This window comes from Bacillus sp. ES1-5, assembly GCF_022487605.1.
Lineage (GTDB): Bacteria > Bacillota > Bacilli > Bacillales > Bacillaceae_G > Bacillus_A > Bacillus_A wiedmannii.
In genome coordinates this window covers 1-15,439 of sequence record NZ_JAKVPU010000003.1, presented here as the reverse complement: position 1 = coordinate 15,439, position 15,439 = coordinate 1, and the positions used below count along the sequence as shown (strand labels likewise).

General features: G+C 31.3%; 10 protein-coding genes and 1 pseudogene. 9 read left to right on the top strand and 2 right to left on the bottom strand.

Annotated elements, in window-relative coordinates:
• Positions 1 to 1,223 precede the first annotated feature (1,223 nt).
• Positions 1,224 to 1,646 (top strand): hypothetical protein, encoded by a 423-nt coding sequence (locus MKO96_RS12400; protein WP_016089810.1) that lies wholly within the window; start codon positions 1,224 to 1,226, stop codon positions 1,644 to 1,646.
• Between the two features lie 4 nt (positions 1,647 to 1,650).
• Positions 1,651 to 3,105, top strand: coding sequence for an FtsZ/tubulin family protein (locus tag MKO96_RS12395; protein ID WP_240587590.1), 1,455 nt, complete (start codon positions 1,651 to 1,653; stop codon positions 3,103 to 3,105).
• Positions 3,106 to 3,139: 34 nt separating this feature from the next.
• On the opposite strand, the gene MKO96_RS12390 is transcribed toward MKO96_RS12395, so the two are convergent.
• Positions 3,140 to 3,880, bottom strand: a complete 741-nt coding sequence (locus MKO96_RS12390; RefSeq protein ID WP_046956050.1) for a MerR family transcriptional regulator — start codon at positions 3,878 to 3,880, stop codon at positions 3,140 to 3,142.
• 3,325 nt (positions 3,881 to 7,205) lie between these two features.
• On the opposite strand from MKO96_RS12390, the gene MKO96_RS12385 reads away from it, so the two are divergent.
• The 7 genes from MKO96_RS12385 to MKO96_RS12355 all read left to right on the top strand — a co-directional run bounded on the left by MKO96_RS12385 (position 7,206) and on the right by MKO96_RS12355 (position 14,812).
• A complete protein-coding gene (locus MKO96_RS12385; protein WP_240587589.1) occupies positions 7,206 to 8,159 on the top strand; it encodes a hypothetical protein in 954 nt (317 codons plus the stop codon).
• A gap of 19 nt (positions 8,160 to 8,178) precedes the next feature.
• A complete protein-coding gene (locus MKO96_RS12380) occupies positions 8,179 to 9,675 on the top strand; it encodes a hypothetical protein (RefSeq protein WP_240587588.1) in 1,497 nt (498 codons plus the stop codon).
• A gap of 15 nt (positions 9,676 to 9,690) precedes the next feature.
• Positions 9,691 to 10,140, top strand: a complete 450-nt coding sequence (locus MKO96_RS12375) for a hypothetical protein (RefSeq protein ID WP_240587587.1) — start codon at positions 9,691 to 9,693, stop codon at positions 10,138 to 10,140.
• Positions 10,141 to 10,165: 25 nt separating this feature from the next.
• Positions 10,166 to 10,561 carry a DUF4320 family protein gene (locus tag MKO96_RS12370; protein ID WP_240587586.1) on the top strand — a complete coding sequence of 132 codons (396 nt, stop codon included), beginning with the start codon at positions 10,166 to 10,168 and terminating at the stop codon, positions 10,559 to 10,561.
• Between the two features lie 228 nt (positions 10,562 to 10,789).
• Entirely contained in the window at positions 10,790 to 12,043 is a 1,254-nt protein-coding gene (locus MKO96_RS12365; RefSeq protein WP_240587585.1) for an S-layer homology domain-containing protein, read from the top strand.
• A 126-nt stretch (positions 12,044 to 12,169) separates the two neighbouring features.
• A complete protein-coding gene (locus MKO96_RS12360) occupies positions 12,170 to 14,515 on the top strand; it encodes a hypothetical protein (protein ID WP_240587584.1) in 2,346 nt (781 codons plus the stop codon).
• 135 nt (positions 14,516 to 14,650) lie between these two features.
• Positions 14,651 to 14,812, top strand: a complete 162-nt coding sequence (locus MKO96_RS12355) for a hypothetical protein (RefSeq protein ID WP_000358415.1) — start codon at positions 14,651 to 14,653, stop codon at positions 14,810 to 14,812.
• A gap of 192 nt (positions 14,813 to 15,004) precedes the next feature.
• Here MKO96_RS12355 and MKO96_RS12350 read toward each other — a convergent pair.
• Positions 15,005 to 15,403, bottom strand: a pseudogene (locus MKO96_RS12350) (transposase); the annotation flags it as partial.
• Between the last annotated feature and the right edge of the window lie 36 nt (positions 15,404 to 15,439).

Here is a 15,439-nt window from a genome sequence, read left to right as displayed (position 1 = left end):
AAATTTAACTTATTCTTTTACGTGTTCTATCTTATAAAATTATAAATTCATAAATTCATTTAGACAAAAAAATAATGAGTATGTCTACATGTACTTAACAAAAAGGTTCCATTCACATGAAATTAATTAGTTGTTAATTTTATGTGAAGTTCTAATTGCTATCATCATTCCTACTAAATTAATAAGACTTTTAGTGTAATGTAAGTATCACTTTGATGTTAATAAGATAAGAACTTACTGTTAATAATTCCATATACATAAATGTTCCTTTTTCATAGCAGTGATGCAATTTTTTAACATAATACTATTAGAATATCTTAGTTTAAAAGATTATTTACAGGGATCTTAAGAACTATTGCATCAATCAGCTTAACCTTGGACTTTCTTTTTAACATGTTAATTATAATTTGAGATGATCTCTGGTGTTCATATGAAATTAACAGCCTCTCCAAATGGCTTTCTAAGAATGACTGAAATTGACAAGGAATTGTATTTAAATGAGGCTCAGAGCATATTTTTTTCTGTTAACATATCCATTCATGTGAACTAACAAGTACTAGGTAAAGAACAGCGCATTAACATAACATTAACAATTATCGTCCTTATAAGAAATAGATCCCTTCAAACCAATTAAGTAATAAAAAAACTTAGTGTGAATTGTTATAAGATCTTCATGAAATCTCTTTAGTAAAATATATACACACGTATGATGGTAGGTGCTTGGATATTGCATATTTTAGATGCGATTTATATAAGCTGTATAAGTAAGAGTTATATAAGAAACTTATTTATACAGCTTATATAAAATAATATCAAATAATTGTTGTGAATTAAATTTGATTTATTGTTGTTATAACAGCGTTTATGTATACGACTTATATATAAAACCTATATATAAGTCGTATACATATTTTTGTGAGTGTCATGTTAATAAAAAAGAGTGATTTTTCATGTGTTTTTATCAGTTTTTTCTACAGTGTTTTATTACAATTAATTAAAATGTAAATCACATGAAATTTAAGATTGATATAACATGTATACGCGTTATATATACGCTGTATATATAAATCCTTATAAAACATGGATTCTTTATGAATTTATTAATATAAGTCTTATATATAAGACCTATATATAAGTTTTATTTATAATGACTTGATATACGACGTGTAATGATGTACTATGTTTCTAGGAATAATTAACCAATGTTTTAAGGGGGGGACAACTTGAACGAGGTTTTAAGTGAAAAATATCAAACAATCAAGTTTGCAGATGAAGTAGTAAACATGTTTGCTGATATACTTGAACAAGATGAGATACTCTACAGTGTATTTCTATACATAGGAAACGTAGTAAATAAACAATTTCAAGAGACAAAGTACATGAGAGGCATATCGATTAATGAAATAGTGGAAAATGTAGTTATTGATAGGAGAGTAAAGAAGAAAAAAGGTAAATCCTATTCATTAGAAGTTGAACGTACAAATATATCTAGACGTTCAGCAGAAATAAGTGTGAGTACGCTATCATCAATGTCTTTAATCTATGAAAAGACTATGCATCCATATAAATTTTTAATCTCAACTTATAGAGGGCAACAAGTACTTATTGAGTTAGGGAAAAGAAAAAAGGTAAATAAGGAGAGATAAAGTAATGGCAAAAAACTTCTTGAAAAATGAAGTAGCAGTTAAAATGACAATGGTTGGATTTGGTCAAGCTGGTACTAGAATGGTAGATAAATTTGCGGAATATACACATACAGATGGCACAGCAGTATATAATTGCTTAGCACTAAATAGTAATGATGGAGATCTAGCTGAATTAAAAAATGTACCAAAAAGTAATCAAGTTTCACTTAAATTAGGTGGTTTAGGTAAGAACCCTGAGCGTGCGTTAAAAGTTCTTGATTCAAATGAGGAAGCAAAAGATAAATTAAAAGAATTTATTACTGAACGTGTAAGACCTTCTGATGAACTTGTTTTATTCTTTGCAGGTTTAGGTGGAGGAACAGGAACTTCTACAATTATTAAAGCTATTGAAGAATTTTCGGCTTTTCATAATAAACCAGTAATCAGACAAGAATTACAAAAAGTTGCTCAGCAATATCCAATGTCTGAAATCAAAGCAAATCAAGCAAAGTTTGCGCGAATTGCCTTTGAAAATGCTATTGAGCGCAAAGATTTTATTAAAATGGGGATTGTTGTAACACTTCCTGTCCGAGCAGATGGGCCGGATGTATTACGACAAGTAAATAAATTTTCACAGGAGATTTGGAAATTAGCAAATGATAAATCCAAAGGTGTAGCCTTTGTAGTATTTGCTGATAACCAGCACTTCTACGATGAATTTAAGGAATTAAATGAAAATGAGAAAAAAGGTATCGCCAATTCACGAGATTATGCAAATCAACGCATTAGTGAAATCATTCATGAGTTAAATACCGCTGCCAATGGATCTGGTACATCTGTAATACTTGATTCTCAAGACTTTAAGCGTATTTTACTTGAGAAAACGGGCTGTTTAGTAATTAATAAGGTTTCACGTAATATGAACCAGATAGAAAATAGCCATGCAATTATCGAGATGTTCCAAGAATCATTAAGAGGTAGCTCTTTCCATCCCCCAATTGATTTGATGAAGAAGAATAACGACGGTTCTGTAGAAGCGTCAAAAGTACATCATTTTGGTATGCTTGCTATCTTAGATGAGCAAAAAAACATTAATGATTCCTTTATGGATGATGCTAAGGTAGAAGTTTCAAATAATCTACCTATAAACGGTACAGTTTTTAATGGATATTTGGTAAGTAAAAATGATTTCTTAGGAAGTGTATATACGTTCTATAAAACTGATGCATTACCATCGAGATTATCTAAAGGATTAGTTGAAGAATTTAATGAGTTTAAAGAAAGACAAAGACAAATTCAGTTTACAAAGTCTCAAATTAGTACTATCGAGAGTATTGATGAGGATGAGGATTTAGGTTTTGCATTTGGAGATTTTATCGATATGGGTAGTGACGAAGAAAATAATAATGCTGGAGCAAATGAAGATGAAGATTTAGCAGATTTTCTAGATCCAGATAAGATGTTTGGTACTACAAAATAATAAAAAAGTCTGGACTAAGTTCCAGACTTTTTTATTATTCCACAGAATTCATAAGAGATTTTATATAATCAATTATATTATCCTGTATATACTGTTCAATGAAGAGTTGTTTTTTACCCAAATCTTCCTCTTTTTTAAACCATCCTACCTTTCTAGTACGTTCCTCTGCAGCTTTACTATTCCACAGGCCTTCTGCCTGCTTTCTTAACTCCTGACGTGCCCTATGCTCAATAATGAAATTATCAAGTCTATCTTGGCGCTGTCGTAATTTTATGGTTTCTGCATCTTCGGGTTGTGGTAACTGTTTAAGTATACTGTCTACCCTCTCTTCGTAACGAGACTCAATATGTTTTATTTTTTCTTCTAACTGTTTAGCTACCATTTTTTCAATGATTTCTGCAGTGGCCTGAAGGTTTAATTCAGTAGACACTTCATTTGATTGATTTTCTAATGATACAGGTCTTAAATCGAATTGGTGTGGTAATAGGTCAATAATCGCATCTAAAGACCATTTCTCATCCCTTTTCTGCTTAATAAATAGAGCAATTTCAAGATCTAATGTATTATAAAGTTTTTCATTTGTATTTTGGGTTCTTAACGTTTCGTGGAGCCCTTTTTCCTCTAAAATATTGAACCAATTATAAACGGTATTGTGATGACGTCCAACTAGTTTAGAGAATTCAGTTATTCGCCATGCCTTTTCAAAAATATTATCATCTAATATGTCATCATCGTTAATTTGATGGTCTTGTGATTCGCTTTTTTGTTCAATCATTGTAACAACCTCCTTAAAAATCAGCTCATGAGCACTCAATTTGATATTAACATGTGAACTGAAATTAACATGTTAGGTAGTATTTCGCTAATATGTATGCAAATCCCTATGTATTCAGTAGCTCACATGAAATATAAAATTAACATGTAATCGAATGTTTGTTAACAGAACATTAACTATTGATATAGAATACGCTTAATTTGTTGATGCTATTGTCACCCCTAAGTATATAAATGGCAATGTTCTATCAATGGATAACCCTATCTTTTATGTTAGCAGGATTAATGATAGTTGCCATGAGATTAACAAAACACGTTACTTAATACTAATGATAAGGAAATATAGGTATTTTGTAAACAAGTTATGAGGAGATAATCAATGATAGTGCAGAAAATAAGCTGACGTAAGCTAGGGAATTTAAATTATAATGTATAATGGCTAGAAAAAAAGGTAATAATATAACCAAATTAGTAGTATTTTATGAGGACAAATATAGCTAGGAATATAGGATTAGAATTATTGTGAATCCACTTTAAGGTTTAATGTCCACTCTATGTCACGATCAATAGGATATTTACGAGTATTTTAATAGTGTATGGAATATTTGAGATAGATTTATGTCACTGCGTTAACACTTGTGACTTTCAAACAATCTCAATATGTCATTTGTTTAATTTTCAACAGGATAGCTTTTGTTAAAGGTGGAAATTAATCAATTTGGATGGAGTTTCAACCCCTACTGACATTAACACGAGATGTGAGATTGACATAGAAAGGGTTTTTGGTAAATAAATATCAATGTCTTGTTAACTGAACTAGCATTAGTTATCGCTGTATTGGTGGTGTTCTTATTAAAGCGTCTTATGTATATGGGATCAAATATATGAAAGACTCATTCAAATTAACTGAATAAGTCTTTTAATCCCTCTGTAATATTGCTTAATTTAGTGGAGGAACTAACATGTGGTTAATTATTGACTAATTCCGTTACAAACATCTACACTCCTATTATTAACATAAGATCGATATTTAAACGCATTGCTATTGTTTATTGTCAATTTCATGTTAACTAAAATGAGGAAATGTTAATAGAGTAGTTTTATATAGGTAATTGATAAATTGAACTTTATACATGATTAGAAATGTCATATCTTGTTAGTAAGTAATTAATTTATTATAAGTTCATGTTACAGAATTAATAACTATTAATAATATCCCTATTATAAACTGTTTTTATAGGGTTATTAATGGGTATTTATACTTATTGTATTGAATTTATTGACATGAAATTAACATTTCACTCTAAGATTGATGATTACATGTCAATGTCGGTTGATATGTAAATGTTAGTGCGCATTGTGAAGGTGTTATTTCTTGTTCATATGACATCGATAACAAAGATAATGTAGTTTTGAGAGTTCAATTGTATAAAATGATTATAGTTTTGTGTACAAAAACTCCAGGTCTCTTGAAGTGATTATTTAAATATAGTAGTACGCTAAAAGGTTTGATTGACATGTAAAAGTTAGTTTAAACGACAGCGGCGAGGATCTGAATGTATAATCCCTTAAATCTACTCTGCTATCATTAACATGAGATCGATATTTAAATATCTTACTATATTCTATTGTCAATTTCATGTTAACTAAAAGAATGAAATGTTAATACGATAGTTTCATATAGATTATTGATAGATTGAACTTGGCACATAATTAGAAGTTGTATATCTTGTGGAAATTAATTTATTTATTATAATTTTAAGTTACAGAATTAATAGCTATAAACAATGTTTCTATTAACAAATTGTTTTCCTATAGAGTTGTTAATGAGTATTTATGCTTTATGCGTCAAATTTGTTGATATAAAATTAACATTTACTGAAGGGCCTGTGATTACATGTCAATGTCGGTTGATATGTAAATGTGAATGCGTATTTCGAAAGGGGCTTTCCTTGTTCATATGACATCAATAACAGGGATAATGTAGTTTTGAAAGTTCAATTGTATATAAAGATTATGGTATTTTGTACAAAAGTTCCAGGTTTCTTGAAGTGAGCATTTAAATATAGTAGTACGCTAAAAGATTTGAATGACATGTAAAAGTTAGTTTAAATGAAAGTGACAAGGATCTGAATGTATAATTGTTTAATTTAGTGTGTATAATTAACATATAAATAATTATTGGTTGAATCTGTTGCAAATACCTGCACCACTATCATTAACATAAGATTGAATTTAAGTATTTTACTATATTCTGTTGTCAATTTCATGTTAACCAAAAAGATAAAATGTTAATGTGATAGTTTATTAATAGATTGAAATTTGTATTTGATTAGAAGTTTTATATTTTGTTAATAAGTAATTAATTTACTAAATGTTTATATTATAGAATCAATAGCTATTAATAATATTACTGTCAAAACATTTTTTTAGATTGTTGGTGAGTATTTGTATATATTACATAAAAACTGTTGATATAAAATTAACATTTCTCTCTGATTTTTTATTGACATATCAATGTCAGTTGATATGTCAATGTGAGTTTTGATAAAAAGTGGGTTTTTCTTGTTCATATGACATCAATAACAGAGATAATGTAGTTTTGAAAGTTCAATTGTATATAAAGATTATAGTTATTTGTACGAAAGCTCCAGATCTATTGGTGTAATTTCTTAAATATAGTAGTGTGTTAAAAGAATTTATTGAAATTTAATAGTTTTTCTAAATGAAATTGACAAAAATCTAAATGTATATTGTTATTAATAGATGGTTATTTATAATTTTTTCTATTAAGAAGTGTACCTTATAAGAGGTTAATGGTATCTAATATAAATACTTATTCTATTAAAATGTTGATATGAAATTAACAATTCTCCTTGGATTTTTCTTTATATATTACTGTCGATCTATATGTGAATTGGAGTGTGTATTATAAAACGGGCTATTATTGTTTACATAATATTAATATGGGGGCGATTGTATGTTAAGTAGTTTTATAAATTTAATCGTAAATAATCTTCTGTACATTGTATTATTCTAAAAATTGTTTGATTAATATAGAAGTTTGTGTAATTAACTGTATTTTTGAGTTTAGATACATGGAAGTATAGAGAAAGAGGGATAGATATATGTGCACAAGGATGTAATAAAGCTATTGACTTTTAAAAATTATAGCTTTATTCTTATGTGTGAATGACAATTACTCAAGATTAATATACAAATTAATAGATTTAATTTCTAGCTAAACGGACACACCGAAGGCACATAACCTGCCATTGGTGTGTCTTTTTTTGTATATATTACATTTGAGAGGGAGAATCCAGGCTATGAATGAAATTGTAAACCTGAGTAAAAAGAGATTTACAAAGTATTGTGAGGATAATACAACATTTGAGGAAAGTATTAATCGAATGATTAATCATTACTTTTTGCAGTTAGGTAATAGAACAAATATCTTACAAGAAAGAGAATTTAATAACGAAGTTGAAGAACAAAAATTTAAAAATAATGTAAAACGTTTTGAAACTTTATTCCCAGCAGCAGCTAAGAATGCGCTTTTAAAAGGGTATCAACTTTGCCTAGAGTTTATACATCATCCCGAAACACAAATTCCAGACAATTTATATACTGATCCGAACTTTATGAAAGATCTTCCTTTTGCCTTAGCGAATGCATCTGAATTTGAATTATACGAAATTATTCGAACAGATGAAACACAGGAGTTTTGTGTGTTTGCCGTACGAACATATGAGGGGATTCATCCATTACTAGAACAAGTATTCTGTGAAATCGCATTCGCTGGTGCTGAATGTGCTTTTGAACATGAGCGATTGGAAAAAGGTTTTGAATTAGAGAAAGGTGAGATTACTTCGTTAACCAAAGCTCCTGTAGATCGTCTTTTTGCTATTACGCCTTCAATTAATGGAGTTGTTGTGCATGCAGAAGAGCATTGTGAGATCTGGAATCTAAATTGGAATAGTAAAGTAACAATTGACGACCCTTTTATTGAGGTTGCTGAGGTTACATTTATTTATCAAACAAAGGATATGATTCAAAAAAATATTGAAGATGGTGTTTTATACTACAGCATTCTTTATCTTGATACACCTTTACATGAGATACAAGATCGATTAGAAATACGAGTAAAACTAAATTCTGATTTTGGGGCTCCACGTCCAATGGAACAAGTTGAAATCGAGTATATTCTGAATGAGATTATTGGGAAGGTTCATCTTCAGGCACAGATTCCAATTGAAAACATGATTTTAATCCAACGTTAGAGTTTGTAGGAGGTTAACTATGTTGAAAAAAATCGTTTTAGCTATTAGTGATACTGTATATACGGCATATTTACGTGAGGATTTTATTGGTGCGGGATTTGAAGTGGCTGATAGTGATGTGATGCACATCAAGTACCTAGATGAAATTCTAGATATGGAACAGCCCAATATTCTATGTATTAATGACAAACGATTAAATATTGATACGGGACATGAAGAGAAACGTGAATTGATTATCTTACAAAAACTAAGAGATATTCGCTTTAATCGGGATATTCGTATTGTGGTATTTACAGAGCGTGAAAATGATGATGAGTTTTTGGCGAAATTGATTTATCTAGGTATCTATGACATTTTTAACTCTCGTAAAATTGATATTGATAATAAAGTCATCCCTCAGCTGCTGCAGGAATCGGATATTAAAAATGTAGCAGAAATTGTAGGAGCAAGTCAGGCGCCGCAACAAACGAAATTGCCTGAAGTTCCTGTTGATGAGGAAGAAGGAGAAGTATCAAGGGAATTAGAGGAAGATAGCAACAATGAATCTGCCTCTAATTCCAAACGATTTAAAAACAAACAAAAACGTAAGTCTATTCAGGAAAAAACGCCAAAAGCACCAATTATTAAAAAACAGTATAAATTGGCTTTTGAGCCGGTATATGGGAAAAAAATTGGTATTGCCATTCCAAGGAAAACAATTGTTGTGGCCAGTATGAGTAGAAGAAGTGGAGCTACCTTTGTTTCACATCTTTTAGCTGCGTATTTAAATGAACTACATATAGATGTGAACTATATAGAGAATCTATATGATGAGGGCTATACGTATCCGTTACTAAAGGGCTATACAGAAGCACCAGAAAACTATCGTAGTGAATTTATGTTGCAGCGATATAAAGAGATGTTACAGAAGGAGTCTGATATATTATCAATTCAAAAGTGGAAGCAAGGGAGAATAAACTATATCGTAAAGAATCCTATTGTAGACCAAGAGTTAAAAAATGAAACTGAGCAGGACTTCGACCATTTTATTAAGGTTTTATTGGGTAACCAAGAAGCACCTATTTCTATTATTGATGCAGGGAGCGATTGGGATAAAGATTTATACCATAAAATATGTGAAATGGCAGATTACATATTCTTTGTAGCAGAACCAGAGCTACATCAATTGCTAAAGATAGCACATCCTCTTACACAAAAAGAGAGAAAGATTGTTTCTTACTTAGCTTTAGAGAAAACGAGAATCATTGGGAATAAATTTTCTCCAGCACTTTTAAAGCAGGAAGTAGTAGAAGAATGTTTTGGAAATAAGTTATTAACTGCTCTACCACCATATGATGTTGAGGATGTATTTGAATCTCAACTGAATAGCAGTACGTTACTATCTAGTCGGAATTATTATAAAGAGCTAGAAGGAAAAATGAAGGAAATAGCAGAGCTACTGCTACCAAATGAATTATTGAAACAGAAGAAAAGCTCTATATTAAGTGGATTCCGATTTCGAAAGTCTGAAAGTTAAGGGGGATGAAAAGGGATGCAAAAATTTATTATAGGTGCTGCATCATTATTATTATGTGTTGGCTGTTTATTCTTAATGACGGATATGATTATTGGAGATACAACACACGCAGATAATAAGTCTGCATTAGAACGTGCTGGAAGTACAGCAATGGATAAAGCCGTAAAAGTAGGTGTTTTACGAACACAAGAAGAAATTGCTATTGAACCAGCAATCGCAAAGAAAGAATTTGAAAAGTCTTATAAACAAAATGCAACATTTAAGGATCCGGCATCAAAACGAGAGTTTTCTGTACATGCTGTACAAGAGCAACCTGCAATGATTGCGGTTGAAGGAGAAGCCGAGACTGCTAGTTATACTAAACAATTTAATGAAAAGAAAGGCAGCATTAAAAGTAACGCAAAACACATATTTATTTATGAAGCAGATTCTGACAACAAGAAAGCTGGAGGAAACGTGAAATAAATAAGAGAAAGTAGGTGTGTAAGAAATGCAAAATATAGTAACAACAGCGCTTTTTCTAACGCTTTCTTTATTATTGATAACTCTTATACCTGAGGGTGTACTGTATGGAATGCAGTTAATAAAGGCACATGATTTTGCTTCTAGTACAGTAGAGTTAGCAGAAAAAACAGGTGGTTTTCAGTACATATATGAAGGAAAAAACGTAAATCTAATACCTGATATAGAGAAGAAAATGAAAGAGCAGAATATGGATGGATGGAAATATGAATATACAAAAGGGCGCGTAGATCATAATCAGCCATTGAATTTTAAGATAAAAGCTGAGCATCACTTCTTTATTTTTAAAATGATAGGGATAGAAAGTGTGAAAGCATCAATATGGGCTAACAAAGATGGAATGGGACAAATCTATTTCCGTTGAAAATATCAATATGTATAAAAAGAGGTAAAAAACTATAATGAAAAGTGTAGTTTTTTTGCTAGAAAAATATATTTAAAGATAAATATATAAAAATACTTTACAAGCCTACTCTGTATGGTTATATTTTCCATATAGAACAACAGTTATAAAAAAACAATAATTAATTAATTAATTTGTATGTTAAATTATATGGATTTTATATTTAAATTCTGTACAATAAAGGAATCTATGAAAAAACTAATATATTTGGAGGAACAAACAATGGCAAACAAATTTTTAAAAACCGCAACGGCACTAACAATTATGGGAACATCTTTATTAGGAGCAGGAGCATTTACAGCGAAAGCCGCTGATAACACAGATTCATTAAAGTTCAATGATGTTCCAGCAAATCATTGGTCTACAAAAGCTATCTATGATCTAGCAAACCGTAAAGTAGTAGCAGGATACGGAAATAATGTTTTTGGTTTTGGTGACAATGTAACTCGTGGACAAGTCGCTCGTATGATATATGCATATGTAAAACCAGCAGATGCAGATGCTAGCTTCAAAAATTCATTTACAGATATTAAAGGACATATGTTTGAAAAAGAAATCTTAACACTTGCTAAAGAGGGTCTTGTTGCTGGCTATGGTGAAGGGAAATATGGTCCAGATGATATTTTAACTCGTGAGCAGATGGCACAAGTGCTTACAAATGCTTTTAAATTTAAAGCTACTAAAACAACGTCATTCACTGACGTGGATAAAAACTCTTGGGCATATAATGCAATTAATGCATTAGAGGAAAACGGTGTTACAGCTGGTACAGGAAGTAATAAATATTCACCACAAATGCATGTAACTCGTGAACAGTATAGCCAGTTCTTATTCAACTCTATTAATGCAGTTGAAAAAGAAACAAAACCAGAAGTGAAGCCAAATCCAAAACCTGAAACGAAACCAGAAGAAAAGCCAGACCCAAAACCTGAAACAAAACCAGAAGAAAAACCAGAAGTGAAGCCAGAACAGCCTAAAGTACCTGAGGGATTAGACGTTGAGATTGCACAACCTGACTTTGATTATAACCCTGAAGCTTTGAAAAATGAAAGTGTGCAAAAACAATTATCAACAGAAGCACAAAATATAGTAAAAGATATTAATAAAAAGTACAATACAAATCTTAAATATAAAGATTTAAGAGGAGGAGTACGTATTTTGGATAAAGATATGTATCTTCCAGCTGGTTCAATAGGTGCACAATTCGCAATTGAAGGTTCTGTAAATAGTAATTATAAAATCTATTTTTTAGATAATAATCCAGCAACTGTAGAATTAGCTAAACGATGGGTTACCTTCTTAAGTGGATTGAATTTAGAGCAAGAAATTGATGAAACTATTGCACAAGACTCTATTAACAATTATCAAAAAGGTAATTATAAAGTCCGTATTGGTCAAACTGCAGCTTTTGATACAATGTATATTCAAATTGAAACAAAATAATGATATACTAAGTATTATAAAATATGAATATGATATTTAATTAAGCATACGTAAAGGACACACCTTACGTACCATCCCAATGGTACGTAAGGTGTGTCCTTTTTTATGTTTCGGGAGGAGAAAAAAATGAAATTTAAAAGAGGTTTACTATTTATGTGTACTTCAACTATGCTTGCTGTACCTAGTATGGCAGGTGCTAAAAACAACGATGTCCCATTCTATAACGGTCAAAATGATTCGTTTTTGACTTCACTTAACTTACAGTTGCCAGGAAAATATTATAGACCTGGAAGTGGATATGCAGCTAAAGAATCTTTATATAAGGCCGATGTGCACTTTCCTGCAGTATATAACGGTTCTTTTAATTGGGAGAACCCAAGGGAAAATTTAGTACAAGCTGAAGATACTTCAGAGCCATACATTCGAATTGCAAATGAAGGTTATTTAAATGGTAAAGTACCAGCGGGTGACCGTATGGTGACTGAAATAGAAAGGGTAAATAATTCTGTTATTTCTAGTAAATATTGGGGAAACCTAGAATTTGTTTTAGAATATATGGATAAACATATGATACAAACTTATGATAGTTTTAGAGAACTTGGACAGTTTTATTGGATTCGTGACATTGCATATCTTTCTGGTGGATACGCTGGTGCTAGTGGTGTAGATAATATAAATAGATATAGCTTGTGGTATGTACGTACAAGTAAACCTCAAGTAAAAGACTTTCAAGCTATGAGTGGGAAAAGAGATATACCCGTAAAATTTACATTTAGCGGTTTTGAATATGTAAGTAAAAATAAAGGATACAATGACCGAGATCCTAATGGAACAACAGTAAACCCTTATCAAAAAGCTGCTGGAGAACGGAACCGAGTTAAATGGATGTTAGATATTACAAAAGATAGCGAAACCGTGTATCATCAAGAAAATTATCTGCGTTCAACTCCGCAAAAAGATAATCAAAAACCAAATGAAGGTGATTCAGGGCAATTTAAGTCAGAAGAACTAAAGTGGCAGCCACAAATGTGTGGCCGATATACTGCGAAAATTAAAGTCCTTGATGCTGTTCAAAGGGAATCAAATGAGAAAACTGTTGATTTCACCATAGATGGTAACTGTGGTACTGAAGTGACACCTAACCCAGATCCAGGTAATGAAGATGACTCTAAATATAAAATTGACTTTTCTAGTGACAGAATCGAAGGAGAAACAGCAAGAGAAGGAAAGAATATAAAAACAAGAATAAATGTATCACGTGATAATTTTAAACCAAAACGTGACCAATATAGAGCAAAGGTAAATAACAATATTAATAAGTCCCAACAAGCAGTAAATAGTTCTGAATCCGATAGAGATAGTGCGCAGTCTAGTCTTAGTTATTGCCGTCGTAATCCAATTCATGAGGTAGATGCTGAAGGGAAGGATCACTACTATGATAGGGACTGCTCTTGGGAAGAAAATAGACTAGATAGTGCTGCAAGTAGGTTAGATAAGGCAAGACAAAAACTAGAAAAAGAAAAGGATAAAATTAAAAAGTTAGATAAATTAGAAGAAAAATATGCAAATCTAGAAACAGTAGTTGTATTAAAACATAATGGACAACAAGTAGCATCTCAAAAGGTAAGATTAACAGAGGGAGAAAAGAAAACCTTGAACCTTGGCTGGCAACATAAGGGGAAAGGAACAATTCAGGCAGAAATTAACCCTGCTGGTAATCGTCTAGATATAGAAGAAACCACATACAAAAATAATCCTATTAAAACAGCTATCTATGCACCATCTCATGAAAAAGGGATGTGCGGAGTAACGAGTGTAAAAGGTGTGGTAGAAACAGTAAGTGAACGTGTGTCAAAAGAGGATACAGTGGGAGAAATGTTCTATGAAACATTAAGTGGAAGTATTGATAATTTAGCACCATCTAAGCTACATGCTGGGTATGGTTTTTCTTATGAAGTTAACGGAAAATATAAAAATGATTGGAATGCCAATTATCCAGGTGTATTTACAAAAGCAACGGCACAGTATCCATTTGCAGATGAAGGACTAAAAACAACATATGATTTAGAGAGTGTTTCTAATAATGGCTTAACATCAAAATTCTTACCTGAAAATATGTATTTGTCTGAAATAACGGGACATGTCTTTGATAGTAAAAGACCAACTAAGTCTTTATATTGGGATGGACAAGAGAAAATTATTGATGGTGGACAAAAATGGTATGCACCATTAAAGACGAAAGATGGAAAGTATTCTTTCAATGTTGAGACAAATCCTTCCGGTGTTAATGAAATGAGCTTGTGCCTGACTAATGACGTAGAAATTAAAGGTGTCGCGTATGATGACTTTAAGAAGAGAAGGGTGCTTGCAGACCTCCCATTCCCTGTACAAACGCCTGGATGGAACTGGGTTGGAAAAGAACACATAATTACAGACTTATCAAACTGGTACTACATGAAGAATAAAAATTAGTTAAATAGTATTATATAATTAGTTGAATCGATAAAAGTATATAATCCTTCTTAAACTAGTAGCTGAATGGATAAACCCAAGGCACACATCCCTTAATGGGGTGTGCCTTTTTTACGTAGAAAGGGGAATTTTCGAATGGATAAAAAGAAAAAACAGCGTATGAAACGAACGATTTTTATTGGAGTTATCGCAATGATTATCTCGCTATATATTGGAAGTGAATTTCAGGATCGGAATGGGAAAAGCTATGCTCCTGCAAAGTATTTTGAAACAGGAACGAAATTGATTTCGTATTAAAAATACTTTGTGTTATTTCCCTAACTATAGTGGATGAATACACATGACATGTACGATAGTTGGTGTTATAATATGTGTAGAAGTATCATAAAGATAGTTTTCGCATAAACTAAAGAAGACGAGATGCTCCAACATCTCGCCTTATGTAACTGTTACCGCAAGTGAACTGAACCCGAAAAGTTAGACACATATTTAAGCAGCTAATAAGGATTGAATTCTGTATTTTACAGGAGGCAATCCTTTTAATTTTGCCTTAATCCTTTTATTATTGTAATAATAAATATCATTCTCTAGTTCTTCCCTAAAGTGTTCCATACTTTCAAAATCTTTAAGATAAAGTAATTCAGATTTTAATAAGCCAAAGAAATTTTCAATGACTGCATTATCTAAGCAATTTCCCTTACGGGACATACTTTGAGTTATATTATTTTCTCTTAAAATATATTGATATCTATCCATTTGATAGTGCCAACCTTGATCTGAATGAAGGATAGGAGTATCTTCTTTATCCAAGCATTTTAAAGCCTTATCGGTTCTGTTGCAAAGTTTTTTAACAGATAAAAATTTAGGGTGAGTACAATTAAATCTTATGCAATTGTAAGTAATTTTTGCAATTCATTGTACGTT